The 25,882-nt window shown below is 37.5% G+C and carries 24 protein-coding genes and 1 tRNA gene; 22 read left to right on the forward strand and 3 right to left on the reverse strand.

Annotation, left to right across the window (positions count from 1 at the left end):
* The first annotated feature begins 41 nt into the window (after positions 1-41).
* From KH109_RS04280 to KH109_RS04290, 3 genes are all read left to right on the forward strand, one after another.
* Entirely contained in the window at positions 42-848 is an 807-nt protein-coding gene (locus KH109_RS04280; RefSeq protein WP_295216169.1) for a hypothetical protein, read from the forward strand.
* 13 nt (positions 849-861) lie between these two features.
* Complete coding sequence (locus KH109_RS04285; RefSeq protein WP_295216172.1) at positions 862-1,962, forward strand: AAA family ATPase; 1,101 nt, start codon at positions 862-864, stop codon at positions 1,960-1,962.
* Positions 1,963-2,097: 135 nt separating this feature from the next.
* A complete protein-coding gene (locus KH109_RS04290; RefSeq protein WP_295216175.1) occupies positions 2,098-3,741 on the forward strand; it encodes a VWA-like domain-containing protein in 1,644 nt (547 codons plus the stop codon).
* Positions 3,742-3,865: 124 nt separating this feature from the next.
* On the opposite strand, the gene KH109_RS04295 is transcribed toward KH109_RS04290, so the two are convergent.
* Positions 3,866-4,543 (reverse strand): metal-dependent hydrolase, encoded by a 678-nt coding sequence (locus tag KH109_RS04295; protein ID WP_295216177.1) that lies wholly within the window; start codon positions 4,541-4,543, stop codon positions 3,866-3,868.
* A gap of 108 nt (positions 4,544-4,651) precedes the next feature.
* Between KH109_RS04295 and moaC the strand changes: the two genes are divergently transcribed.
* The 11 genes from moaC to KH109_RS04350 all read left to right on the forward strand — a co-directional run bounded on the left by moaC (position 4,652) and on the right by KH109_RS04350 (position 17,423).
* Positions 4,652-5,164 carry a cyclic pyranopterin monophosphate synthase MoaC gene (gene moaC / locus KH109_RS04300; protein WP_024064775.1) on the forward strand — a complete coding sequence of 171 codons (513 nt, stop codon included), beginning with the start codon at positions 4,652-4,654 and terminating at the stop codon, positions 5,162-5,164.
* Positions 5,165-5,192: 28 nt separating this feature from the next.
* Positions 5,193-5,678: a tRNA (uridine(34)/cytosine(34)/5-carboxymethylaminomethyluridine(34)-2'-O)-methyltransferase TrmL gene (trmL, locus tag KH109_RS04305; protein WP_005385766.1), complete on the forward strand. Its 486-nt coding sequence runs from the start codon at positions 5,193-5,195 to the stop codon at positions 5,676-5,678.
* Positions 5,679-5,782: 104 nt separating this feature from the next.
* Positions 5,783-6,151, forward strand: coding sequence for a YlbF family regulator (locus tag KH109_RS04310; protein WP_295216180.1), 369 nt, complete (start codon positions 5,783-5,785; stop codon positions 6,149-6,151).
* Positions 6,123-7,055, forward strand: a complete 933-nt coding sequence (gene murB / locus KH109_RS04315; protein WP_060924058.1) for a UDP-N-acetylmuramate dehydrogenase — start codon at positions 6,123-6,125, stop codon at positions 7,053-7,055. The genes KH109_RS04310 and murB overlap by 29 nt, the downstream gene beginning before the upstream one ends.
* 302 nt (positions 7,056-7,357) lie before the next feature.
* Complete coding sequence (typA, locus tag KH109_RS04320; protein ID WP_005385769.1) at positions 7,358-9,169, forward strand: translational GTPase TypA; 1,812 nt, start codon at positions 7,358-7,360, stop codon at positions 9,167-9,169.
* 261 nt (positions 9,170-9,430) lie between these two features.
* On the forward strand, positions 9,431-10,153 hold the full coding sequence (locus KH109_RS04325; protein WP_105089507.1) for a DUF4198 domain-containing protein: 723 nt from the start codon (positions 9,431-9,433) through the stop codon (positions 10,151-10,153).
* A gap of 150 nt (positions 10,154-10,303) precedes the next feature.
* Positions 10,304-12,550 (forward strand): autotransporter outer membrane beta-barrel domain-containing protein, encoded by a 2,247-nt coding sequence (locus tag KH109_RS04330; protein ID WP_295216185.1) that lies wholly within the window; start codon positions 10,304-10,306, stop codon positions 12,548-12,550.
* 213 nt (positions 12,551-12,763) lie between these two features.
* The gene (locus KH109_RS04335; protein ID WP_295216188.1) at positions 12,764-13,405 is read left to right on the forward strand and encodes a flavodoxin family protein; all 642 of its coding nucleotides are present in this window, start codon (positions 12,764-12,766) and stop codon (positions 13,403-13,405) included.
* Between the two features lie 36 nt (positions 13,406-13,441).
* Positions 13,442-13,900 carry a low molecular weight protein-tyrosine-phosphatase gene (locus KH109_RS04340; protein WP_295216339.1) on the forward strand — a complete coding sequence of 153 codons (459 nt, stop codon included), beginning with the start codon at positions 13,442-13,444 and terminating at the stop codon, positions 13,898-13,900.
* A 129-nt stretch (positions 13,901-14,029) separates the two neighbouring features.
* Positions 14,030-14,104: transfer RNA gene (locus tag KH109_RS04345), tRNA-Arg, on the forward strand.
* A gap of 526 nt (positions 14,105-14,630) precedes the next feature.
* On the forward strand, positions 14,631-17,423 hold the full coding sequence (locus KH109_RS04350; protein WP_295216191.1) for a DNA methyltransferase: 2,793 nt from the start codon (positions 14,631-14,633) through the stop codon (positions 17,421-17,423).
* Between the two features lie 159 nt (positions 17,424-17,582).
* Here KH109_RS04350 and KH109_RS04355 read toward each other — a convergent pair whose 3' ends face one another.
* Positions 17,583-17,999, reverse strand: a complete 417-nt coding sequence (locus KH109_RS04355; protein WP_295216193.1) for a hypothetical protein — start codon at positions 17,997-17,999, stop codon at positions 17,583-17,585.
* A gap of 107 nt (positions 18,000-18,106) precedes the next feature.
* Between KH109_RS04355 and KH109_RS04360 the strand changes: the two genes are divergently transcribed.
* The 4 genes from KH109_RS04360 (at position 18,107) to KH109_RS04375 (ending at position 20,707) form a co-directional block, all read left to right on the forward strand.
* Positions 18,107-18,946, forward strand: coding sequence for a hypothetical protein (locus KH109_RS04360; RefSeq protein ID WP_295216196.1), 840 nt, complete (start codon positions 18,107-18,109; stop codon positions 18,944-18,946).
* 34 nt (positions 18,947-18,980) lie between these two features.
* Positions 18,981-19,187, forward strand: a complete 207-nt coding sequence (locus tag KH109_RS04365; protein ID WP_295216198.1) for a hypothetical protein — start codon at positions 18,981-18,983, stop codon at positions 19,185-19,187.
* A gap of 365 nt (positions 19,188-19,552) precedes the next feature.
* On the forward strand, positions 19,553-20,368 hold the full coding sequence (locus tag KH109_RS04370) for a class I SAM-dependent methyltransferase (RefSeq protein WP_295216201.1): 816 nt from the start codon (positions 19,553-19,555) through the stop codon (positions 20,366-20,368).
* A gap of 9 nt (positions 20,369-20,377) precedes the next feature.
* On the forward strand, positions 20,378-20,707 hold the full coding sequence (locus KH109_RS04375; protein ID WP_295216204.1) for a nitrous oxide-stimulated promoter family protein: 330 nt from the start codon (positions 20,378-20,380) through the stop codon (positions 20,705-20,707).
* Positions 20,708-20,757: 50 nt separating this feature from the next.
* Here KH109_RS04375 and KH109_RS04380 read toward each other — a convergent pair whose 3' ends face one another.
* Positions 20,758-21,036 carry a hypothetical protein gene (locus tag KH109_RS04380; RefSeq protein ID WP_005385785.1) on the reverse strand — a complete coding sequence of 93 codons (279 nt, stop codon included), beginning with the start codon at positions 21,034-21,036 and terminating at the stop codon, positions 20,758-20,760.
* A gap of 193 nt (positions 21,037-21,229) precedes the next feature.
* Between KH109_RS04380 and ilvB the strand changes: the two genes are divergently transcribed.
* The 4 genes from ilvB to KH109_RS04400 all read left to right on the forward strand — a co-directional run bounded on the left by ilvB (position 21,230) and on the right by KH109_RS04400 (position 25,645).
* Positions 21,230-22,957, forward strand: a complete 1,728-nt coding sequence (gene ilvB, locus KH109_RS04385; protein ID WP_295216207.1) for a biosynthetic-type acetolactate synthase large subunit — start codon at positions 21,230-21,232, stop codon at positions 22,955-22,957.
* Positions 22,958-22,965: 8 nt separating this feature from the next.
* On the forward strand, positions 22,966-23,478 hold the full coding sequence (gene ilvN / locus KH109_RS04390; RefSeq protein WP_060924047.1) for an acetolactate synthase small subunit: 513 nt from the start codon (positions 22,966-22,968) through the stop codon (positions 23,476-23,478).
* A gap of 162 nt (positions 23,479-23,640) precedes the next feature.
* Positions 23,641-24,228 (forward strand): carbonic anhydrase, encoded by a 588-nt coding sequence (locus tag KH109_RS04395; protein WP_105089499.1) that lies wholly within the window; start codon positions 23,641-23,643, stop codon positions 24,226-24,228.
* A 94-nt stretch (positions 24,229-24,322) separates the two neighbouring features.
* Positions 24,323-25,645 (forward strand): fibronectin type III domain-containing protein, encoded by a 1,323-nt coding sequence (locus KH109_RS04400; RefSeq protein ID WP_295216210.1) that lies wholly within the window; start codon positions 24,323-24,325, stop codon positions 25,643-25,645.
* Positions 25,646-25,882 lie beyond the last annotated feature (237 nt).

Consider the following 25,882-nt stretch of genomic DNA (forward strand, 5'->3'; position numbering starts at 1 on the left):
ACGTATTCGTATGGCCTTTTTAGATAGAAATGAAGGTTAGTATGACAGAAGAACAATACATAACGGCGCTGACCAATAACCCCCATGGAATTCGGAATATTCCAAACCCTACAGAAGCAATGCAACTTACCTGCGTAGCTCAAAATGGCATGTTGTTGCAATACATTAAAGAACCTACTGAAAAGGTTATTGAAACGGCGCTTTCACAATCACCACGAGCCATACAATTCGTGGAACATCCTACAGAAGGACTATTACAGGCCTTGGTGGAAAAAGATTGGGCTGTTTTAGAATATATCGACAACCCATCTGATGCAGTTGTTCAATGTGCTCTCGATCAATCTGGGTGGGCTATTCGCTATATTGCAAATCCATCTGAAGCACTGCAGTTAGAAGCTGTAAAGTCCAACTATGATGCTTTGCAATATATTAAGGAGCCTAGTGAAGCCGTACAATTGCAAGCGGTTAAAGAGAATTACTTGGCATTACGTTATATTGATGAGCCTAGCGTAGCCGTATTAGAAGCAGCAGTTAAACAAGATTCTCAAGCGATGCGACAAATTACAAAGCTTACAAAGGACTTGGCATTGCACCTATTTGGTGTAAGTGCTGCCACACTAGGGTATATACCAAATAATTTAGGTGTCACTGTGGACGAAATTAAATCGATCATCATTAGCGCCATCTCTAGTGATACAGCTGATGAAGACTATATTCGTGAATTGATTAACAACCAAGCTATCGGTGGTCGCCAATCTAAATGGCATATCGACTTATTGTCACTTATAGATGCTTATGGAACTAGGGCTGTTAAGAAAATTGCAGTCAGTGAATATTTGAAGTATTAGAAATGGAGATACAATGAACTTTATAGATACAATGGCGAGCGTTGAATTAGTGCTTGCCGCAAATCAAGTACCATTGCTCGTCGGTGAAACGGGCATCGGTAAAACATCTCTCGCAGCGCGCGTAGCAGATGTACATGATTGGGAACTCGTTACTATCGATGGCAACCTTTTAAAAGAAGGTGAAATCGGCGGTTTGCCAACGGTGGAAACGGTGACGCACACAGATGGTTATGGCCATACTCGTGAAGTGAAAACTACGGTATACGCAGTACATCATACGTTAGAACATGTGGCACAAGCCGTAGATAAAGGCCGCCAAGTATTGCTATTTATCGACGAAATTAACCGTGCAGAACATGCGGTACAACAAGAGTTGATGAACCTTATCTTGAACCGTGAAATCAATGGTTTCTCCTTGAGTGATCAAGTGCGTATCATCGCCGCTATGAACCCTGAGGATTCCTTTGATTACCAAACGATTGATATGGATCCAGCCCAACAAAACCGTTTTGTATGGCTCTATATGAATGCGGATTACATGCAATGGATCGATTGGGCTATCGGCGCAGGCATTGAAGAAAAGGTTATCGAATTCATTTCTTCTTATCCTGAATATTTAAATCAACGCCACGAAGACGATATTGATGCTACACCTCGCTCCTTCGAACGCGTGTCTGGCCTATATACAATTTATAAAAACCAAGAGGGTTCAGCTTATAGTCGTGACGTATTTATGAATGTTATCCGCGGTAACGTTGGTAAACTCATTGCGGAGGCTTTCGTAAGCTTTATCGAGTCAGACCAAGAACCACTTATTACCTTTGATGATGTATTGGCGGCAGTTCAAAAGCCAGGGGCCATTATGTCTATGGCTGAACAGGTTAAAAGTGAAAGTCCAACACGCTTATACGTAGCGGCTAAAAATATGTTGCATCGTTTAAACCGCAATAGCAATGCCGAAGAAGTTCATCACTTCATTGAATTCCTTACATTGTATCCTGGTGATCTACGCGTAGCAGTTATGAAAGATTTACGAAACACTTATGAGCGGGTATACGCCTATGCGATTGAAGATGACTTGTTCATCGATACCTTCTTTGAAGCACAAAAATAGTTCTGCTCTATAGTTAATTAAATGAAGCTGTCTATATGGACAAAGAAATTTAGCGAATGATTGGGGATACAATAACCAATATATAAAACATGATATACATAAAATCTGATGTTAAACGAAAAAGGAGGTGGAATAATGCAACGAAATTTAGATAAAGATGATATTCGCGACGCCTCTGATTTACTCACTCATATAGACGGGTGGGAGAAAACAGGTTCCTATGATGAGAAGGCCATCGAGGCTCTCGATCGTTGGCATGCAAAACGGGAACGTATTCATCGTGAAGCAGAGGCCTTGTACACACAAATCTATGCTGCCTACGAAGCCTATGTAGATAGTTATGAAGCACAACATCATAGCATGGAACCAGAACGTATAGCGGCAGATATGATGAATCACAATATGTCAGATAGTCATATAGGGACCATAGGACGTGCCTTAGATGAGATACAAATTGAAGGCACCGATTTTGCAGTAATGCAACAAGCCGTTATGACACCTGCCTTTGAGCAACGATTATGGAATATTTTGCATGATGTAAATAGCTTACTCCTTGAAGAGGACCAATTCTTTGGTTATTTCTATTTACAAATGGCTCATCGTATTCGTTTTGATATGACCAGTGCCTTCGGTATTAACTTAAAACAAGGTGGCTATGTATTATATGTAAATCCTTTTATCTTACTACGCCAGCCACCAGATGTTATGAAAGATGGCATTAAGCGTGAAATTCTACATATTATTTCTGCACATTTGATGCGCGTAAAAACATTGAGTCAAAGCTTTAATAAAACGGCTGTACATATGGCGATGGATATGGTTGTAAATGACTACTTAGAACATGTTGATCGTGATGCGGTTACTGTAGCCAATGTAAATGAACGTTTTGGATTGATGCTCAAACGATTCCGTACCATTGAGTATTACGCCAAGGCCATCGATAAGGCGATGAAGGAAAAGCCTGAACTCTTTGTACCTGTAGATAATTCTGATACAGCTGTAGCTATGGAGTTTGATCCTCAAACTAGCCATGATATTTGGGATGAATCTGATTCCATTGATACGGATACGATGGACCAAATTACGGAGCGCTATATCAACGAAGCCTCAAAAGGTGATATGGAAGGATATGTGAAGAGTCTCATCGATACCTTCCAAAAGACGCGTCGTGCTCTTCCGTGGTATTTCTACCTTAAAAAGCTCATGGGCAAGGTAGCAAGTGGGTACAAAAAAACGACGATGCGTCGCAATCGTCGTCAACCTGAGCGCTTGGAGTTGTCTGGTACCTTGCGTCAACATAAGGCTAATGTATGGGTTGCTCTCGATATGAGTGGTAGTATTACCGATGCAGAGTTTACGAACGCCTTAGAACAAGTACTGCAAATTGTACATGCCTATAACCATCGCATTACCGTTGTAGAATGTGATAATGAGGTGCGCCGTACTTATACGATGGAATCAGTAAAAGATGTAAAGCCTCGCCTTGATGTGCGCGGTGCAACAGCTTTCTCGCCAGTATTTTCTTTAGCCAATCAAAACCGTGTGGATTTATTGGTTTACTTCACAGATGGCAAAGGCGAGGAACGATTACGAGAGGCTCCGAAAGGGTATAAGGTTTTATGGGTTCTTACAGGAGAAAATCCTCAACTATCTCTTCATAATCCGTATGGCATGGTTCGTGAACTAGGTTATGTGGGTGTAGATGAAACACAAGATATAGATGAATTTGTACGTATGTCTAGTCGTAGTGGCTTTTCTATGGCTAACCAAGAGGTATAAGCTGCTTTATAAAGGTGAGCAGTGATATATTTTGGTTTAACCTAGAGAAGCGTTTATAAAAGCATATAAAAATGACGCAATTCCTTAGAATTGCGTCATTTCTACGTAGATGCTATTTTTTATTTTAGTTATTGAGCTCGATCGAGGAACCTGGATCGATAATGAGGGCTGTTTGATTATATTTGCCTTCAACTAAGCTTGTAAATACACCTGGTTCACGGTCGATAACAGGCCATGTTTTGTAGTGAATTGGAATGGAGATACGCGCTTTTACATAAGAAGCAGCAAGAGCTGCATCTTCAACGCCCATCGTGAAGTTATCGCCGATAGGAAGTAAAGCGTAGTCAAGATCGCCAAAGCGATTCAACAACTTCATATCGCTAAAGAGTGCTGTATCACCTGCGAAGTATACAATATCTCCGTAGAAGTCTACGATACAACCTGCTGCATGACCGCCAGGGATACCTGCGCCGTGGAAGGCTGGAACTATGCGAACAGAACCGAATTCAAAGTCAAATTTACCGCCTAAATGCATAGCGTGTGTACGACAACCAGCAGCTGCTGCTTTACCAGCTACCTCTGCAGTAGAGATAACGAGCGCATCATTTGCTTTAGCAATGAAATCTGTATCGCCATAGTGGTCATCGTGACCATGGCTGACAAAGATATATTGGCATTTGATATCTTCTTTTTTTGCGATATCCCATGTATTACCTGTTAAGAATGGGTCGAAAATCATGGACACATCACCGCGAGTGAGCATAAAGCAAGCATGACCGAAATAAGTTAGTTTTGTTTTCATAGGAACACTTCCTTCCTTATACATATAAATCTTAATTCTATTGTATAATATAACTAATGAAAATAAAACTATTGATGATAATTTATGCATAATTAGTAAGGATATAGTATGGATTTAACACATTTTGACCAAGATGGTAATGCTTGGATGGTGGACGTATCCGATAAGGATATCACATCCCGCACAGCCATCGCAGAAGGATTCATAGCAATCAATGATGCAATTTATGAGCGCATTGCAGCAGGTACTATAAAAAAGGGCGATGTCCTTAGTGTTGCGCAACTAGCTGCTATTATGGGGGCTAAGCAAACGAGCAATCTCATTCCTCTTTGTCATCCATTAGCACTCACAAAGGTTGAGGTTCACTGCTCTTTAGTAGATGGTGAAAGCCCTGCTTGCACTGATGAAAATCATAACAAGGCCGTCAAGGTACGTGCCATCGTTAAGACTACTGGAAAAACGGGCGTTGAAATGGAGGCCCTTACAGCTGTACAAGTGGGATTGCTCACCGTATACGATATGTGTAAGGCCATTGATAAAGGCATGATTATGGGCCCTACATACCTCGTAGAAAAAGAAGGCGGGAAAAGTGGACATTTTGTGCGTTCCTTTGTAGAATAATATAGATATAAAGAATAGGGGAACGAAAATGGAAATAGTACTTTATGAGCCAGAAATCCCTGGCAATACAGGAAATATAGCGCGTTTATGCGCAGCTAATCATATGACCCTACATCTTATCAAACCACTTGGTTTTTCTATCGACGATAAGCACGTGAAACGAGCTGGTCTCGATTATTGGCATTTGGTAGATGTACAGGTACATGAAAATATTCAAGAGTTGTATGCGAAATATCCTGATCGCAGATATTTCTACGCTACTACAAAAGCAAAGCATACCCACTCCGAGGTAAAGTATGAAATCGGAGATATGCTCGTATTTGGCCCTGAATCAAGAGGCTTGCCTGAAAGTTTATTAGAAGGTGTTGAAGAAACATGTATTCGCATACCAATGGTAGATGAGGCGCGTTCTTTAAACTTATCTAATGCAGTAGCCATTATTGCGTATGAAGCTATGCGCCAACTTGATTATCCAGATCTTAAAGCCGAAGGCAACTGGATTCAACCTAAATAAATATACTTTCACCATTGAGATATATACAATAAATATATGTTAGAAATCCTACCCAATCTACATGAGAGGTAGTATTTTGACAGGTGTTGTTAGAGGAGGATATTATGAACTACGATAAAGCTCATGATTTAGCTCACGCTATGCGTGAATCCGAAGAGTACAAAGAGTTAATGGCAGCTCAAGAGACTTTGAAAGCTGATGCAGTAGCAGCGGCGTTGGTACGCACATTTATGGCACAACAAATGCAATGGGAATACGCAAAGTTGTCTGGTGCACCAGAAGCTGATGAATTGCAAAAGAAACAAGAGGAATTGATGCCTCAAATTCAAGAAAATGCTGCAGCGGCTGCTTATTTACAAGCACAAATGCGTTGGAGCCAAATCTCTAATGATATTTATAAAATCATTAGCGAACCAATCACTGAGGGGATGAAAGTGTTAGATCATGGCGAACAACAACAACCAAAACATTAAGGACTTAAAAGAAGCCTTATTAGAGAAATTACCTAGTACACGTGTACGAGAACAGGAACTGCTTTGTCATCATACGACATTTAAAATTGGTGGTCCTGCTGATTTATTTATTGAACCTACGACGATGGATGAGTTGAGCTTTACGCTACGCAATATTCACGAATTACAAGTGCCTGTAACTATTATTGGTTGCGGCTCCAATATTTTGGTGAAAGATGGTGGTATTCGCGGTGCTGTCGTATCGGTTCGACATATGACACAAATCATGGATTGCAATGATAATGTATTATGCATTGGTTCTGGTTATATGTTAAAAGATGCTTCTGAATTTGCTTGGGAAAATGGACTATCTGGCCTTGAATTTGCCATTGGTATTCCAGGTACACTTGGTGGTGCTGTATTTATGAATGCAGGTGCTTATGACGGGGAAATGAGCCATGTTGTCACTTCAGTACTAGCTGTAGACTTCGAGGGCAATATTAAGGAGTACGATGCATCTCACTTAGATTTTGGATATCGTCATAGCGTATTCCACGATAATCATGAGGTTATTGGGGAGGTTATTATGACGTTACAACCTGGTGATAAGGATGCTATTAAGGCTCGCATGGATGAGCTCACAGAAAAGCGTGAATCTAAACAACCTTTAGAGTATGCTAGCGCGGGTTCAACCTTTAAACGCCCACCAGGGTATTTTGCAGGTACTTTGATTGAACAAACAGGTCTTAAAGGGTTATCTGTTGGTGACGCACAAGTATCTCATAAGCATGCTGGTTTTGTTATCAATACTGGCAATGCTAAAGCTAAAGATGTACTTGATCTTATTAAAGAGGTACAAAAACGCGTATATGATCAACATGGTGTACATCTGGAGCCAGAAGTACGTATGATTGGTGAAGATTAATACAAACTAAATATTAATACAAGATTTCTTATGTGACGTTCCTTTTATCTTATTTGAGGCAAGGTAGCATAAGAAATCTTTTTTAATACCATATGCTTATGTAGCTAATTTAGTCTTAAGATGAGTCAAAAGTATAATCAAATGTAGAAATTGCCATGATTAGAAATCCTATACTTCTTTGACTTTTTTCTATAGACTACGTTATAATTAAGTGTTGCCAATTTTGGGAATATACCTATATAGCGACTTTCACAAGCGTTATATGATATAGAATATACTAAAGGAATTAAAGGGAGGATCTTATGATTCGCGAAAATCTTCGTAATGTAGCGATTATCGCCCACGTTGACCATGGTAAAACTACTTTGGTGGACGCGTTATTAAAACAAAGCCATGTGTTCCGTGAAAATGAAAAAGTAGCAGAACGCGTAATGGACTCCAACGACTTGGAACGTGAACGCGGTATTACTATTTTGTCTAAAAACACTGCTGTTATGCATGATGGCATTAAAATCAACATCGTTGATACTCCAGGCCATGCTGACTTCGGCGGCGAAGTAGAACGTGTACTTAACATGGTTGACGGCGTATTGCTTCTTGTAGATGCTTATGAAGGTCCAATGCCTCAAACTAAATACGTTTTACGTAAAGCTTTAGAACAAAAATTGAAACCAATCGTAGTTATCAACAAAATCGACCGTCCTGACCAACGCGTTAAAGAGGTTGAAGATGAAGTTCTTGAATTGTTCATGGAACTTGAAGCTGATGATGACCAACTAGATTTCCCTGTAGTATACGCATCTGCTCGTGCTGGTGTGGCTAAAACTAACTGGGATGACGAAGCTGTAAATATGGAACCATTGTTTGAAACATTGATCGAAGAAATTCCTGCACCACAAGGTGATTTGGAAGGTCCTCTTCAATTCATGGTTACTACACTTGATTACGATAACTTCATCGGTAAAATCGCAGTAGGCCGTATCGTTCGCGGTAAAATGAAACCTAACCAACAAGTGGCTATCATGACTGGTGAAAGCACTCGTAAAGCGAAAATCGGTCGTGTATATACATATAATGGCTTGAACCGTGTTGAAACTGACGAAGCTGAAATGGGTGATATCATTGCGTTCGCTGGTATCGACGATATCAATATCGGCGAAACTGTAGCAGATGCTGAAAATCCTGAAGCATTACCATCCATCTCCATCGACGAACCAACATTGTCCATGGTATTCTCCGTAAACAACTCTCCATTCGCAGGTCGCGAAGGTGAATTCGTTACATCCCGTCACTTACGTGATCGTTTGTTCCGCGAAGTAGAAACTAACGTTTCTATGAAGGTAGAAGAAACTGATTCTGCAGATGCTTTCAAAGTATCTGGCCGTGGCGAATTGCATTTGGCTGTATTGATCGAAACTATGCGTCGTGAAGGCTATGAATTACAAGTAGGTAAACCTCGCGTAATTTTCAAAACTATTAACGACAAATTGTGCGAACCATTAGAAGCATTGACTATCGACGTACCTCAAGAATTCATGGGTACTGTAATGGAAAATCTTGGCCAACGTAAAGCTGAATTGACTAACATGGTTGAGTTAGCTGGTTACCTTCGCATGGAATTCGTAATTCCTGCGCGTGGTTTGATCGGTTTCCGTGCACAATTCTTAACAGCTACAAAAGGTAATGGTATCATGAACCATGTATTCCATGGCTATGCACCATACAAAGGCGAAATTCCTTCCCGTACACGCGGTGCTTTGGTAGCATTCGAAAATGGCGAAACTACTCCATATGGCTTAAACTCTGTTCAAGATCGCGGTACATTGTTCGTTGGTCCTAACCAAGACGTGTATGCAGGCCAAGTTATCGGTGAAAACACTCGTGAACTTGATATGGATGTTAACCCATGTAAGAAAAAACACGTTACTAACATGCGTTCCAGCTCCTCTGACGAAGCAGTTCGCTTGACTCCACCTCGTATCTTCTCCTTGGAACAAGCTCTTGAGTGGATCAACGATGACGAACTTGTTGAAGTAACACCTGAAAGTATTCGTATGCGTAAAACAATCCTTGATCGTAACGCACGTGCGAAAGCTGCTAAAAACAAAAAATAATATCCTTAGTGATATAAAACGACGCTCCTATGGGGGCGTCGTTTTTATTACATATAACAAAGAGGATATTCCTATTTATTATATTCATATGAAAAATAGATGATAATTTTATCATTTATGATTAATTGCTATATAGAACCTTGTATATACTTACTTTGCATAAAGTCTTGCTGATAGGGGTATCGGTATATACGGAATATCCATGACGATGTATAATAATATCAAGTTTGTTGAAATTAGTTATTGATTATGGAGGTTCTTATGAATAAGAAAATTCTAGCTTCTTTATTTGCTGTAGGTTTAGCTGCAGGTAGTGTATGCTCTTCTGTTGATGCACATGGTGTGTTCTTCGCTAACCGTACAGATGAAAAAGTACTTGTATTAGGTGAGGGTCCTGTAGATAATGCTTATAGTGCAGATATGGTAAAAAATATTACTGGATATGATGTACAAGGCAAACAAATTCCTGTACAAGTTGTGAAGCATGAAAAAAATGTAGCTATTATTCCACCAGCAGACCTTGGTGTAACTGTAACTAATTTTGATTATGGCTACTGGACTAAGACTAAAGATGGTAAAACAATTCATAAACCAATCACCGAAGTTCCTGGTGCGGTTAAGAGTACACATGCTATCAAATATGATGTTCATTACTGGAATGCACAAGCAAAACCATTTGTAGATAAGAATGCATTTATTCAAATTGTACCTTCTGTTAATCCATTGACATTAAGAAAAGGTGATACATATGAAATCCAAGTGTTTAAAGATGGTAAACCATATGCGAATGCACCTCTTATCAAAGATTTAGTAAATGATTTAACTGGTGAAGCTAAAGCAGATGAAAATGGTAAAGCTACTGTAGCTGTTACAGCAGATGGCTTAAATGTAGTAGGTGTTGAAGTTGCATTCCCTACACAAAATAAAGGGGAACAAAATAAATACTTTAGTGCATTGTCCTTCCTTATTTCTCCTGAAGAATAATAATTAGTAATTTTAGTACTTACCGAGTGTGTGAGTTAATAGAAGACCTCCTTAGTTGGACTAAGGGGGTCTTTTTGTGCTTTTTAGGTGTTATAAATTTTATGTGATTTAGTGAGAGTATTATAAGCATGATATAAGAAGGAGAGAATTATGAAGATTAGACGTCATGTATCAGCCGTGATGACTGCACTAGTATTAACAGGTATATCTTATTCTGCAATGGCTACAGAAATTAATGCTTCTAGCGATAAAGCAGAGGAGTTACTCGGTTTAACAATGGGGTCACCAGTACAAACGCAACCTGAGGTTAAACACATAGAGGATACATTAACAGTTAATGTACATGGTAAAAGTTTAACAGAGGCTGGTAAAAGTAAGAATGTTACAGGTATTTATAATGGCTTTGGTTCACAACTAACGGTAGACAAAGACCTTATTGTACGATTAAAGAATGATGCACCAGCATCGAAGCGAGAATTAGGTCATTATTATATGAGTGCTGTTTATGCTGGTTACGGTGGGAAGGTGCCACGTCTTAGCAAGGATAATCCGGACCGAGATTTTGGGGATACCAATATTCACGTTAAAGGTAATGTAGATATCGATGCTATCGGCTCTGGTTTACAAGTCAATCAACGAGGTCATATCCTTGTTGATGGAGGCGGTAAGATTATCACTCATCCTGTAGAAACATCTGATACCTATTCTGTAGTAGCAGAAGAAGGGGATGTATATGTTAATGCAGGCGCTGATGGCAAACATCCAGGCACTCATGACTTAGTTGCTGTTGGTAATGTAGGCCTTATCAACAAGGATTATGGCCGCGATCCAAATCACAATGTAGAACCAACTAATATAGCACTAGCTTTCACAACACCTAACTCTAGCCTTACCGGTGCTGTTTTGAATGAATATGCTGAAAGCAATAAAAACCCTCATAATTCTGGTGCAGATATTTACCTACAAAACGGAGCTACTTGGAATAATGAATGGATTGGCATGGAGCGTCCTACACCTAAAAAAGAACGTCCATCAGGGGATAATGCAGCGTACCTATACAAGGGGAGTAAGGTTCGCAATCTTGTAGGTGGTATTAACCCAACTGCAGCAGGTAACATTCATCCTATCGATGCGCGGCCTATAACAATTCAGAATTATAGCGGTTATGTGAATGCTATTTATAAATCTGGCGTACCAGCAAGCGAAGCTGGAAAAGGCCAAATCGTCGTTGAACATGCGGCGGATAATAGCCATATTACAATGAAAGGCGACCATTCCGGTAATACCATCGACGATGCAAGCTACAAAAAGAATATTCAAGCATTAGCTGAGAAATTACAATACACAGGCAATGATAAGAAGCTTAGCACAACAGTTCAAATTAATGAAGGCGTTACTAGCCCTAGTGCTGTTGCAGAGCTAGGTACAGATCACTTTGATGCACAAGGGCATCTCGTTGTAGACGATACAACAAAGATTGTTCGTGGTAGTGAATCCTCATTGGTGAGCGGTACAAAATCTGCCCTTACATCGACCGCTATGGCATGGAAGAATAACACTAATGATTTACAACGCCGATTGGGCGATCTTCGTTTAGCTAATACAAACCAAGGTGTATGGGCAAAATACATTGGCGGTAAATCTAAAATTACAGACGGTGCAGATGCGCATATGACATATAATGGGGTACAAGTTGGTTACGACCATAAAGCATCTAATGGTTGGATTTTCGGTGGCGCCCTTGATTACAGTACATCTAGTAATTCTTACGCTAACGGTAATGGTGATGGCAAACTTGGTGGCATCGCCGTTTATGGGACAAAACAACATGATGATGGACGTTATTTAGATATTATTGCTCGTGGTAACAGATTATCTAATGACTATAACCTATACTCCGTTAGTGGCCAACGATTGAATGGTAATTACCATACTTACGGTACATCTTTGAGTGCTGAATATGGTAAACGGATTAAAAAGCAAAATGGCTTCTATATCGATCCTAGTGTAGAATTTATTGTAGGCCGTTTAAAAGGTGTATCCTATGATGCAGCTATTGCAGGCGGTGGTTCTATGCATGTGAAATCTGACGCTGTTAACTCGGCTGTAGGTAGACTTGGTATTGGCATTGGGAAAGAAACAGAAAAATCCAATATCTTTGCTAAATTAGCGTTGGCTCATGAATTCTCTGGTAAGGTAAATACTACATACTCTGCACCAGGAAATCCAACAGTACAAACAACTGTAGATTTGAAAGATACTTGGCTCGATGCTGAAATTGGCGGATCCTGGAGCGTACGACCTAGCACATATCTATATGGTACATTCACTAAAAACTTTGGTGCTACTATAGATAATACATGGCGTATTGATGCTGGGGTTAGACATAACTTCTAATTGAATAAATGAAAACTCTGTAGTTGCCTGTGGGTAAGGTGCTACAGAGTTTTTTATATAAAAGTGTCTATGTGAATTATTCTTTATCGGTCAATAGACAAATATCAACTGGCTTGCTGTGATGGTCATACTTTAACAATTTGGTATATCTATGTTAGTATATAAAGGCTAGTTAATATGTAACTTCTTAAGTAAGAGTTAGGAGGATATAATATGAAAGTTCTAATCGTAAATGGTAGTAGCCATGTTAATGGTACAACAATGCAAGCTATACAAGAGGTACAAAAGGTATTCAATGAAGCCAATGTAGATACAGAGGTCATTCAGCTTGGTAATAAACCTATTCGTGATTGTATTCAATGCGGCTATTGTTTTGAACATGGCGAATGTGTATTCAAGGATGATGATGTAAATTCCTTCGTAGAAAAAGCGAAGGATGCAGATGGCTTTATCTTTGCAACACCTGTATACTATGCTCATCCGAGTGGACGTATTTTATCCTTCTTAGATCGCGTATTCTTTAGTGCAGAAAGTGTAAAGCCAAATCCATTTGCCTTTAAACCAGGTGCATCTATCGCCGTAGCTCGTCGCGGTGGTACAACGGCTTCCTTTGATGTACTCAATAAATACTTTGGTATTTCTCAAATGCCAATTGCAGGCTCTACATATTGGAATATAAGCCATGGTCTAGTAGCAGAAGATGCTAAGCAAGATGAGGAAGGTATGCAAACAATGCGCAACTTGGCGAGAAATATGATTTGGATGATGCGTAGCTTTGCTGTAGCTAAGGAGCAAGGTGTGCCATATCCAGATACAGATAAAGAGAAAAAAGTATCTACAAATTTTGTGCGTTAATAACCCATCGATTGTTGAGTTACTAGAGGAGTTATGATGGTTAAGGTTTTATTCATTTGTCACGGTAATATTTGTCGTTCAACGATGGCAGAGTTTTATATGAAGCATATCGTTGAGCAGGCTGGACTCAGCGATTCTATTTATGTTGAGTCTGCAGCTACATCTCGTGAGGAGATAGGGAACGACACCCATTATGGGACTAAACAAAAATTAGATGAAATGGGTATTCCTTATACGCGTCGTAAGGCTCGTCAAGTAACCCTTGATGACTATCATAACTTTGATTACCTCGTTATCATGGATGAAAATAACGGGCGGAATTTAAAACGTATTATTGGCGATGATGTAGACTCTAAGGTGTATAAGGCCATGTCCTTTGTTGGTGAAAGCCGTGATGTAAAGGACCCTTGGTATACGGGAAATTTTGATGAAACCTATGACGATGTAAGTCGTAGTTGTGACGCTCTATTATCGTTGATTAAAGAGCAAAGGTAATAGAAACAGCCCCTACAGTTAGCTAACAAAATGCTTAACTATAGGGGCCATTTCGTATAAACCTAGTGTTTGTATATACTTTATACTATCGAACCATAGCGTAATATGGTATAATTTTTAAGTATTCATGCGCCTATAGCTCAGGGGATAGAGCGCCGGTCTCCGGAACCGGGTGCGCAGGTTCGAATCCTGCTAGGCGCACCAAATAAAAGGCTTCTCGAAATTTCGAGAAGCTTTTTTTTAATTAGTCCCATTATGAATCAATATTATAAAGTGGATCATAATATGTTAATATTAAAATGATAAATATATTAATTTAATTAGTTCTTTTGTAGATATTAATAAATGATCCTTTGGTAATATAATATGAGCGGGTACTATTATGATATTTTTTATCATGGGAAATAGCATAATTTTATAAGGATAATCTTATAGATGTAAAATCACTTTATAAATAATGTGTATATATTTTCATATACGAATAAAGTAACCTAATAATAGGGGGGACTAATCTAATAACCAATCCAGATATTGGCGAGTAGTATGATTATAAAGTGATAGAAACATTAACGCTTAGGTTTGTTTACTTTAAAGGGGGAAGAAGTATTTGTGTAGATTGACTAAATAAGTCTTTTAGAAACTAAAGCTTTTATTTAAAGCGTAATGTCACGACATTTATGAAAAAATAAATATAGGGATTGTAGTGGGGATATTAAGGGAAAGTGATTATATGTTAACATTAAAAAAGCAAAAAAAAGCGGCTAAAGCATTTGCTGAAAAATGGGCTGGTGTTGGTGATGAAAAACAAGATACACAACGATTTTGGTTTGAACTTTTACAGACTGTTTATGGTATAGAAAATCCATCTGATTTTATTCGTTTTGAACAACGTGTTAAATTAGAAAATATCAGTTATATTGATGCTATGATTCCTGCAACACATACTATGATAGAGCAGAAGAGTATCGATAAACCGCTTAATGCAAAAATTCGTCAGTCGGATGGATCATATTTAACTCCTTTAGAACAAGCAAGACGTTATTCAGGTAATTTACCTTATAGTGATAGACCTCGCTGGATTATAGGTTGTAATTTTTCTGAATTTCAAATTCTGGATATGGATAATCCTAATTCTGCTCCAGAGATTGTGTATCTTAGAAATCTTGAAACTGATTTTTATCGGCTCAACTTTATGATTAATATAAAGGATAGTTATGTTGAAAAGGAATTAGAGATTTCTAAAACGGCGGGCGAGCTTGTAGGTCAGATTTATGATTTATTACTTGAACAATATAAGTTTAATATTGATTTAACTGAAGATTATATCTTACAAAATATTAATAAACTGTGTGTGCGATTAGTGTTCTGTTTATATGCTGAAGATGCAGGTTTATTTGGGACTAAAGCACTATTCCATGATTATTTAAGTGAGTTTAAACCACAGCATTTTAGAAAAGCATTACTTGAGTTATTTCGGATATTAGACACTCCTATTGAAAAGCGAGATCCATTTGATGAGCCTAAATTGTTAGAGTTTCCTTATGTAAATGGAAATCTTTTTAGTGAGATAATTGAAGTGCCTCCATTTAATGAATCTGCGATTCAAATGATTCTTAAAAAGGCTTGTGCATTTGATTGGAGTGCTATATCTCCAACTATTTTTGGTGCAATATTTGAAAGTACTTTAAACCCAGAAACTAGACATCAAGGTGGAATGCATTATACTAGCATTGAAAATATTCATAAAGTAATTGACCCTTTATTTTTAGATGAATATAAAGAAAATTTTAAGATAGCAATGTCTGAGCGAATGTCGAAGAAACGAATAGAAAAGTTAAAGAAGTTGCAAGAAGATCTTTCTTCTTTAACTTTTCTTGATCCAGCTACAGGATCAGGTAACTTTTTGACAGAAACCTATTTATCTTTACGTAGATTAGAGAATGATATTTTAAGGGAGACTATCACTGATAAATCTGGATCTGGTATATTAGGCTTTCATGAAGATGAACTTAATCCTATTAAAGTTACTATTCAACAGTTTTATGGTATTGAAATTAATGATTTTGCCGTTGCTGTTGCAAGAACTGCTATGTGGATAGCGGAAGCTCAAATGTTCGCAGAAACTGAGGGGATTATTAATCGTGAGATGGAGTTCTTACCACTACATAATAATACAAACATACATGAGGCGAATTCTTTAAAAATTGACTGGAAGCATATTATCTCACCTAAAAAACTTACTTATATTATAGGTAACCCACCATTCCTGGGATATGGTGATCAATCTGATGAGCAAAAGAAAGAGATGCTTTCTATATGGAAAGATGAAAACGGGAAAGTTTATAGTAGAGCGGGGAAGATTGATTATGTATCAGCATGGTATTTTAAAGCGGCAGAATTTATTCAAAATACAAATATTGAAGTAGCCTTTGTCTCTACTAATAGTATTGTTCAAGGTGAACAAGTAGCTCCGATATGGGAACCACTATTTGAACGATTTAAAATAAACATAAACTTTGCTTGGACTCCATTTAAATGGAATAGTGAATCATCAAAGAAGGCTACAGTTCATTGTGTTATTTTAGGGTTTTCTACTTTTAAATCTAAACAATGTATACTTTATAATAATGGTGTAGCTAAAAAGGTTGAAAAGTTAAGTCCCTATTTAATAGAGACTGATAATATTCTTCTTGAAAGTAGAACGAGACCTTTAGATATACAGGCAAAAGAAATGACTACAGGTAATAGACCAGCAGGAAAGGCCTTAATTATTGAAAAAGATGATTATAATGAGTTTATAAAGAAAGATCCTAAGTCTATCAAATATATTAAAAAACTTGTTGGAGCAGAAGAATTTATTCATAATAAGGAGAGATATTGTTTATGGCTAGTTGATGTTGCCCCATCAGAGTTAATTAAAATGCCTGAAGTTATGAAAAGAATCAAAGCTTCTAGAGAAGAACGCTTGAAAGGTGCTGCAGATAGAAGAAAATTAGCAGATAAACCTAGTTTATTTAGAGAAACTAAAAATCCAAAGCGCTATATTTTATTTCCTTTAACTACATCGGAAAATAGAAGATATATACCTTTAGGCTTTCTAGACGAGAATACGATACCAACAAATTCTGCTACTATTATTGAAGATGCAGATTTATATGATTTTGGAATTTTAATCTCAAATGTACATATGGCTTGGATGAGAAGCTTTGCAGGACGATTGGAAATGCGCTATAGATACTCTAAAGAAATTGTGTATAATAATTTCCCTTGGCCTAAAAATATTTCTGATGAGCAAAGAAAATATATAGAATATACAGCTCAACAAATTATAGATATTAGGGCTAAATATAATACATCTACATTAGGAGAGCTTTATAATGATTTGATTATGCCTTCTGATCTTAGAGATGCTCATCGAAATAATAATATCGCTGTTATGAAAGCTTATGGATTTTCTACTAATATTACTGAGTTAGAATGTGTTAGACATTTATTAGAGTTATATAAAGAAATGAAATCTTAAATAAGAGTTTTTTATCAATGAAAAGATATTTATTCAAATTTTTACATTACTTTCCTCTATGTAATTGATACATACTGTAAATTCGAATTATAAGTTCGAATCCTGCTAGGCGCATCAAATAAAAGGCTTCTCGAAAATTCGAGAAGCCTTTTTTGTTTACTATCTATATTTATTACACTGAATTCCCCTAGATTTAAATTCATTCATGAGTATGTCTATTGATTTATCAATGATTTCTTCATTAGTTATATATACCATCTTTTTGTAGTAGACTGTACCATCAAATTCTATCCAACGACTTGTCTTACCATTTAGTAAGCAAATCTTCATTCTGCCAGCCCAGCTTCCCATGCTACGAAATTTTTTGCCCTTAGAGAAGCGTACTTCTCGAATATCTTTTAATTTATAGGTTCTCTTCATTAATCCAAGGCCTATAGAGACTTGATCATCTGTAAAATAAAGAAGTTTATAACGGTCTTCTGGAGGCATGGATTTAATTATAGATAGGTTATAAGTAGCAAAAACTACAGCAATAGCTATCAATATAAACATTAGTATTATCATATAGCTTCCCATACTTTCAAGGCCTCCTTTTCTCTATTATAATAAATATAAGTAATATATGAAATACGGTGTATAGTTAACATTGAAGCGATGTTTGTATTTATTGATGGGAGAGAAAAATGGACATACATGCACGAACTACTAAATGGAGTAAAGGCATATCTGAGATGGATGTATTATCCTTTGCTGAGAAGGAAATAGTTTGTAATAAGGTAGCCAAGCAGTTATTTGCTATCTGTGTTACGATGGCTACTTTAATACTGATTGCAATTATAGCTGGTATGTTTGAATATCCATGGCTTCTGGATCATATGACGAATACAGCGAATACAGTGAGCACCGCTCATTCTCAAGCAGGGCGATCAGGTGGTACCATGACCAGTTTGGCCTATATGATATCCGTGTTAGCAGTTATGCTGATACCTACAATGGGGATGTTTTACATTATCAAAAAACCTTTACTTACAATAGAAACAAGAAAATTAGTAGAGAAGAAATTAGCAGCTGCTCCTAGTACAGATGATGTATTGACATCGGTATATTGGGCTTTTTCTGATCAAGAATATCTAGATGATGATGCTTTTAACAAGGATATTATTGATTATATACCGGATAATAAAGATAATTGGAATCCTAATGGCATTGCTATTAATAATCGTAAGGTATGTATCGTTTATGAAGCATTCATTACAGGTTCTGAACAACTACGAAGTAATGAGCATATTGTTGACGTAACTGATTTAGACGAAGAGAATCGCATTGATGGTGTATTTCAAACCGATATTAAAGTCGAGTTAAGCGCAGAGAATAGACGATATTTTACTAATGTAGAGCTATTAAGAAAAATTCATAACCAAATTGCCAATAAAATAGAAGAGGGACAAGATTGTTTTGAAGGATTAGAATATGTAGAAACAGTAGAGAAAATGCCAGTATATCGAGTTATGATTGGTGACTAATAGATCTATATCATTTCATGAATAAAACTTCATATTGGTTATCTTTGAAAAACGCGAACAAGAAGCACAATCTAAGAGAGAAGAACGCCTTAAACAAGAGCGTGAAGCTGCTTCTAATCATGAGATTGTAAAGACTGAAGAGAAAACTGATGTAGAGGCACCTAAAGCTGATGTGCCTACAGCTGAGATACCTAAAACAAATGATGTATCTAGTTCAGTAGAGAAAAAAGAAGATAAATAATTGTATATCACAACTATAGAAATACGTATAGGAAATCAATACTAAAGTAATAGAGAAACCTCCACTCATTATAGTGGAGGTTTTTTATATAGCAATATAGGGGATGTGTGATAGATAAAAGATTCATATAGGATTTTATATTTATAATATCTAAATAACATGGGAATGTGATTTGGGTAACACAAATTGTTTTGAGAATGATGTACAATAAGAATGTCCTTATGAAAATCTGAACATCCTAGCTGGAACACTAGGCATATAGGACGTGATGAATAACATATACATATACATTATCTAATTAAGATTAATAAAGTACTAAATTGTATCAATGCATAGTTTCGATGTAGTGATACAGAGGAGATAGAATGACAAATACAATACAAGAGCTTACAGTCAACGAAGCTTGGCGTGATGAGCAAGATGCGTGGAATAACCGTTCCAATTACTTTGTAGAAATGCATAATCGAGATGATCGTAAGGCTCAGGTTACAGAGTTTTTATCCTTTTTGAAGGATGAAAATCTTTTGCCCCCTAAAGGCGGTTGTACCCTTGATATTGGCTGTGGTGTATGTGACTATGCGTTAGGATTAGCTCGTGAAGGCCATAAGGCAACCGGTATAGATTTATCTGATGGTATGATTCGTGGTGCTAAACAATTAGCAGAGGCAGAAGGTTTAGATCTTAGCTTGTATATTGCACCGTGGTCTGATGAAACTCGCCGTGAACTAAAATGGGATAAAACCTTTGATTTAACATATAGTATTTTTTGCCCTATCATGTTTGATGTAGAAAACATTCGCGCTATGCATGAATCAAGTAAGGACAAATGCTTGTGGATTGCTTTTAGTGAACGCAGCGATGAAACAGTAGATATGTTATCTGAACATTTCTTTGGTCGCGATTCATTCCCTTGGGATGGTAAGATGAAAGCATGTTTAGATGTTATTCATGAAATAGGGCATAATGTAAAAGTAACCTATAAGACAGTGCCTGAAACAGAGGTTATGAGCCTTGATAAAGCGGTTAATTACTTTGCTATGAGACTTCATAATAATACATGGGGCGATATAGAAGATATGAAAGTAGAAATTAGAAATCTCATTGAACCATTAGCCATTAATGGAGAAATCCATAATAAAACGGTTGATAAAGTGGCTTGGGTATCATGGTCTGTGAAATAGGAGGGTAGTATGACAGTTGATGAAAAACGTAAGTTAGAACTAAAAACTATGTACCAAATCATTGGCATCTATTGTCATAATAAGCACCATACTCCTAAAGGGCAGCTATGTGAGGATTGTGAGCAGGTTTGGGAATATGCGGAGCATCGCATTGATGCATGTCCTCATATGGAAAGTAAAACATTCTGTAGCGTGTGTAAAACACACTGTTATGCACCTACGTATCGTGAAAAAATCCGTGAGATCATGCGGTATGGTGGACCTAGGATGTTATTGGTATCACCGATCCAAGTCATTAGACATATGTATCTTGAATGGAAAGACAAAAAAAGAGGCTAGCTATGCTAGCCTCTTTTTTAATGGTTTTATCACGTTTTTATGTAATAATCTTATGCGATTGCTTTGTCCAATACAGCTTTGATTAATGCTTTTGTTTGGTCATAGCTTTCACCAGGTTGAGCCTCATATTGTTTGTCGAGGTCGAACCATAAGTTTGGATAATACTCATAAGGGTGAGTTTTGAAGAGTTCATGAGCGTCTTGATCTTCAACCCAGTTGATATGAATGTCTGCATATGCAGGGTTTTCTGCAACAAGTTCATCGATAGCACGGAATGCATTTGCACAATAAGGGCAACCGTTTAAGTGGAAACCTAAGATTTCTTTCATGGTTTTACAGTCCTTTCCAGACAAAATTAATATATATTTCTATAATTTGAGATTTATTACATACTCATGTACCACAACATGTGGTACACTACTGAGTATAACACATCTATATAAGATATTCAATTTTTTAGATATATCGAATGAGAATATTGAGAATGCGATATGCATTTTTTACATAGTTAAGGAGGCACCTATGATTTCAGGCGCAGCATATGTGGTGAAGGCCCTTCAAGAGGAGCAGGTAGATATACTATTCAACTATCCTGGGGCAGCAACCATTGATATCATGGATGAATTATATAAACAAGATAAGGTAAAAGTAATTTTGCCACGTCATGAGCAAGCATTGGCTCATGCAGCAGATGGTTATGCTCGCAGTACAGGTAAAGTAGGGGTGTGCATGGTAACCTCTGGACCAGGTGCTACAAATCTTGTGACAGGTATTGCTACAGCATACGCTGATAGTGTTCCCCTTGTTTGTATTACAGGTCAAGTAGACTTGGGCCTCATGGGTAATGACGCATTCCAAGAGGTGGATACGGTTGGTATTGTGCGCAATATCTGTAAATATGCTGTTACCGTTCGTGATCGTAAAGAGCTAGGGCGTATTTTGAAAGAAGCATTTTATATTGCCCGTACTGGTCGTCCTGGTCCTGTAGTGGTGGATGTTCCTAAAAACATTCAAAAGGCTATGGGCTCTGATGAGTATCCAACAGAAGTCAATATTCGTGGCTATAAACCAAATACAACAGTTCACGTAGGACAAGTAAAAAAAGCATGCTCTATTATCAGCAAGGCTAAGCGACCACTATTCTTATTAGGCGGTGGCGTTAGCATTAGTGGTGCTAACGATCTCATGATGAAGCTAGTAGAAAAAACAGGCATTCCTGTTGTAACTACATTGATGGGTAAAGGTGCTATCGATAGTCGACATCCTTTATATCTCGGCAATATTGGTATTCATGGTGGCTATGCACCGAATGTGGCACTCACTGATTGTGATGTAATGATTTCTATTGGTACACGCTTTAACGACCGTATTACAGGCAAGTTAAGTACCTTTGCACAAAATTGTAAGATTATCCATATTGATGTGGATGCAGCATCTATTTCTAAAAATATTAAGGTAGATATTCCGATTGTAGCAGATGCTAAATTAGCTATTGAAAAATTATTAGAATATATTGAACCTCATGATCTTGGTGAATGGCCTGCACAATTACAACAACTTAAGGCTGACCGCCCTGTTACACAAGCTGGTGAAGAAGGCTTAACACCTCAAATTGTTATTGATTATATTAATAACCACTATGCACGACCTATTGTTGCTACTGATGTAGGACAAAATCAATTGTGGACTACTCAGTTCCTCGAAATTAAAGGACAACACCAAATGTTGACATCTGGCGGCCTTGGTACGATGGGCTATGGGTTCCCAGCGGCGTTAGGGGCTCAAATTGGCAACCCTGATAAACGAGTATTTGCTATCTGTGGTGATGGTGGCGTACAAATGAATATTCAAGAATTTGCCACAGCTATGCATTACCGTTTACCTGTAACACTTATTATTTTGAATAATGGCTTCCTTGGTAACGTACGCCAATGGCAACAATTGTTCTATGATAAACGATATGCATGTACAAATTTATTGATGGATGAAAGCTCCATTGTGACACGTGATATGATTGATAATGATGAGTTTGAATACGTACCGGACTTTGTACAATTGGCAGAAGCCTATGGTGCAAAGGCGATGCGCATTACTAAAGTAGAGGATATCGAAAAAGGGTTCCAATTGGCAGATGCTTTCAAAGATGGTCCTACATTACTTGAGTTCATCATTCCAACGGAGCTCAATGTATTGCCAATGGTACCAGCTGGCAAATCTTTAAGCGATATGTTATTAAAGGATAAAAAATAGGAGGGGCTATGGAATTACATATGGAAAAACGCTGTATTTCAGCGTATGTAGAAAACCAAATCGGCGTATTGGCTAAAATTTCTGGCCTCTTTGCAGGTAAAAACTATAACCTTGATACATTGACAGTAGGGGAAACTGAAGATCCTACCATGTCTCGTATGACCATTGAGCTCACATGCGATGATTTGACATACGAACAAATCATTAAACAGCTTAATCGCAGTGTAGAGGTGATTAAGGTTATCGACTTTACGGATATGCCGATTACAAAGAAAGAACTATTGTTTATTAAGGTCAACAGTTGCAAAGAAGCAGATAAACAAGAAATCTTCCGCATTGCTCAAACCTTTGACTTGTTGGTAGTCGATTATAACCGCAAATCTGTTCTCGTACAATGTGTAAAAACAGTATCCAAAAATAACGACATGATTGCTCTATTTAAAGATATGTTCGTTAATCGCATTGAAGTTGTACGCGGTGGTAGCGTAGCTATCGAAGCACTATCTACACCTGATAGATAAGTTTTAACTCTAATTATTCTAAATCTATTTTTGGCGGATAATGATCTAAGACTAGTAGTGATTTAGAATGGATACAACTGAATATGATATAATATTTATATCGACCATTATTGATATAGAGACCTTGGTTGTATGCCAAGGTCTTTTTATATAGGAGGTACTATGAGTTTATTAGATGATATTTTAGCCCATAATAGAGAATATGTAGAAGATCAAAATACAGGTTATGTAGAAACAGATACTAAATGCAGTAAGATGCCTAGTCGTGAAATGGCAATCGTTACATGCATGGATACACGTCTTGTTAACTTCTTAGAAGATTCCATGGATATTGGCCGCGGTGAAGCGAAAATCGTAAAGACTGCAGGGAACTGTATTACAGGTCCCTTTGATGGCGTTGTACGTAGTTTACTTGTTTGTATTTATGAGCTAGGCGTTAACGAAATTTTTATCATTGGTCATCATGAATGTGGTATGGCAAAAACTACGGCAAAAGATTTAACAGAAAAAATGTTGGCTCGTGGTATTGCACCAGAAGCGATTCATATGGTCCGTAAAGAAATGGAACGCTGGGCAGATGGATTTACACACCCTGCTGAAAATGTAGAAGACACTGTAGACGAATTGCGTATGAATCCTTTGATTCCGAAAGACGTACCTATTCACGGTCTTATCTTCCATCCTAGAACAGGTGAAATTGAAGTCATCGTTAATGGATATACACAAATGAAGCAATATTACGAAAAATAGTAGGTAAATCTTATTTGACTTAAAGTTAAGTTTAAGTTTTATAATGTGTTCATATTAAATATTAGTCAAACAGTTTAGTTAATAAAGGAATTATATGAACAAAAAAAGATTAATTATATCCTTACTAGCTATTATTACCGTGGTTGCTGCTACTGTAGGTAGCTATGTATATAGGGATACTATATACAGTCGAATTGCACGGACTGCGGCTGTGGTGAGTGGTCAAGAGATAAAACCACTACTCGATTCTGAAAGTCGTTATATTCGGCAAATTGTAGCTCAAGATAATAGCACAAGCCGTACCATTATGTGGCAGTCTGATAGTAGTGAATCTGATGCTATCATAGAATATCGCCAAGATGGGACCGATACTATACAAACCATAAATGCTACAGATAAAGCTTTTACCGATGATGGCAGTACTACCTATATTCATGAGGGCACTTTGACAGGGTTAACACCTAAAACAAAGTATGAGTATCGTGTTGGGTATGGCAGTGATCGCCGTAGTGATTGGTACTCCCTGGAAACGGCTGGCGCTAGTGTCTATGATGTTCTTATCTATCCAGACTCTCAGTCGGGGGATTATTCTCAATGGGAAGAGATTGTAAAGGACTCAGCACATCGCAATCCAAGGACAGCCCTGTATATTAGTATGGGGGACCTTGTAGATAATGGCGAACAAGACTATCAATGGCGCACTTGGTTAAATTCCATCAGACCGTTGAGTGCTAATGTGCCGTTAGCAACGACATTAGGCAATCACGAGATGTATACATTAGATTGGAAAATGCGCGAGCCTTATGCGTATTTGAATTACTTCGCAGTACCGCCTAATGGAAATGAAATTTTTAATCGTCGTTATTATTCTTATGACTTCGGTGATGTTCATTATGTTGTATTAGATACGCAACTTTATGAAAGCAATCATGAGGATAATCATGATACACATCATCCTGATTTATACGATGTACAGGTTCAGTGGCTACGCCAAGATTTGGCAGCAAATACTAAAAAGTGGACGATAGTCCTCATGCATCGCGACCCATTCCAATATGCCTTTGACCGCCCTGGCGCAAGTCGTGATGTAGGATTCAACGAAGAGGGCGTATTGTTTATGCCTATCTTTGATGAGTTTAATGTAGATTTAGTGTTGTCAGCACATTTACATTCTTATCGTAATAGAGGGCATGTACGTAACTTTAATCGAGATGCTTCGGGGCCATTATATATCCTGACTGGTATTGCCGGAGATGCTCGTCGCCCTAAGTGGAAAGAACATCCTTTAGATGTATATGTGGCACCAGATCGAGATAAAAATAACTATATGGCGATGACTGTAACACCGAATAAATTGATAGTAAAAGCTTTCTTACCAGACGGTACACAGCTAGATGAGTCGGTTATAGAGAAATAGAAGCATAAGAATATAAGAACATATAAGCAAAAGACACCTTCCTTGGAAGGTGTCTTTTTTGTGTGTTTATACCAAATAGTTTTCTCTGATTTATAGATTAAATAGGTAAACATATAAATGATAATTATATATTTTTTAGGTATTTTATATGCTAAATTAAGTTCATGTAAATTACAGTTTTAAGGACTATGATAAAAATTAATTTATAGTATAACAAATAAAAATACAAAAAATCTG

This window comes from Veillonella sp. (assembly GCF_018381775.1).
Taxonomy (GTDB): Bacteria; Bacillota; Negativicutes; order Veillonellales; family Veillonellaceae; genus Veillonella.

Excerpts from the sequence above, each read along its gene's own strand:
- KH109_RS04280 (WP_295216169.1), top strand. The coding sequence starts at position 42 with ATGACAGAAGAACAATACATAACGGCGCTGACCAATAACCCCCATGGA.
- KH109_RS04285 (WP_295216172.1), top strand. The coding sequence starts at position 862 with ATGAACTTTATAGATACAATGGCGAGCGTTGAATTAGTGCTTGCCGCA.
- KH109_RS04290 (WP_295216175.1), top strand. The coding sequence starts at position 2,098 with ATGCAACGAAATTTAGATAAAGATGATATTCGCGACGCCTCTGATTTA.
- KH109_RS04295 (WP_295216177.1), bottom strand. The coding sequence starts at position 4,543 with ATGAAAACAAAACTAACTTATTTCGGTCATGCTTGCTTTATGCTCACT.
- moaC (WP_024064775.1), top strand. The coding sequence starts at position 4,652 with ATGGATTTAACACATTTTGACCAAGATGGTAATGCTTGGATGGTGGAC.
- trmL (WP_005385766.1), top strand. The coding sequence starts at position 5,193 with ATGGAAATAGTACTTTATGAGCCAGAAATCCCTGGCAATACAGGAAAT.
- KH109_RS04310 (WP_295216180.1), top strand. The coding sequence starts at position 5,783 with ATGAACTACGATAAAGCTCATGATTTAGCTCACGCTATGCGTGAATCC.
- murB (WP_060924058.1), top strand. The coding sequence starts at position 6,123 with ATGGCGAACAACAACAACCAAAACATTAAGGACTTAAAAGAAGCCTTA.
- typA (WP_005385769.1), top strand. The coding sequence starts at position 7,358 with ATGATTCGCGAAAATCTTCGTAATGTAGCGATTATCGCCCACGTTGAC.
- KH109_RS04325 (WP_105089507.1), top strand. The coding sequence starts at position 9,431 with ATGAATAAGAAAATTCTAGCTTCTTTATTTGCTGTAGGTTTAGCTGCA.
- KH109_RS04330 (WP_295216185.1), top strand. The coding sequence starts at position 10,304 with ATGAAGATTAGACGTCATGTATCAGCCGTGATGACTGCACTAGTATTA.
- KH109_RS04335 (WP_295216188.1), top strand. The coding sequence starts at position 12,764 with ATGAAAGTTCTAATCGTAAATGGTAGTAGCCATGTTAATGGTACAACA.
- KH109_RS04340 (WP_295216339.1), top strand. The coding sequence starts at position 13,442 with ATGGTTAAGGTTTTATTCATTTGTCACGGTAATATTTGTCGTTCAACG.
- KH109_RS04350 (WP_295216191.1), top strand. The coding sequence starts at position 14,631 with ATGTTAACATTAAAAAAGCAAAAAAAAGCGGCTAAAGCATTTGCTGAA.
- KH109_RS04355 (WP_295216193.1), bottom strand. The coding sequence starts at position 17,999 with ATGGGAAGCTATATGATAATACTAATGTTTATATTGATAGCTATTGCT.
- KH109_RS04360 (WP_295216196.1), top strand. The coding sequence starts at position 18,107 with ATGGACATACATGCACGAACTACTAAATGGAGTAAAGGCATATCTGAG.
- KH109_RS04370 (WP_295216201.1), top strand. The coding sequence starts at position 19,553 with ATGACAAATACAATACAAGAGCTTACAGTCAACGAAGCTTGGCGTGAT.
- KH109_RS04375 (WP_295216204.1), top strand. The coding sequence starts at position 20,378 with ATGACAGTTGATGAAAAACGTAAGTTAGAACTAAAAACTATGTACCAA.
- KH109_RS04380 (WP_005385785.1), bottom strand. The coding sequence starts at position 21,036 with ATGAAAGAAATCTTAGGTTTCCACTTAAACGGTTGCCCTTATTGTGCA.
- ilvB (WP_295216207.1), top strand. The coding sequence starts at position 21,230 with ATGATTTCAGGCGCAGCATATGTGGTGAAGGCCCTTCAAGAGGAGCAG.
- ilvN (WP_060924047.1), top strand. The coding sequence starts at position 22,966 with ATGGAATTACATATGGAAAAACGCTGTATTTCAGCGTATGTAGAAAAC.
- KH109_RS04395 (WP_105089499.1), top strand. The coding sequence starts at position 23,641 with ATGAGTTTATTAGATGATATTTTAGCCCATAATAGAGAATATGTAGAA.
- KH109_RS04400 (WP_295216210.1), top strand. The coding sequence starts at position 24,323 with ATGAACAAAAAAAGATTAATTATATCCTTACTAGCTATTATTACCGTG.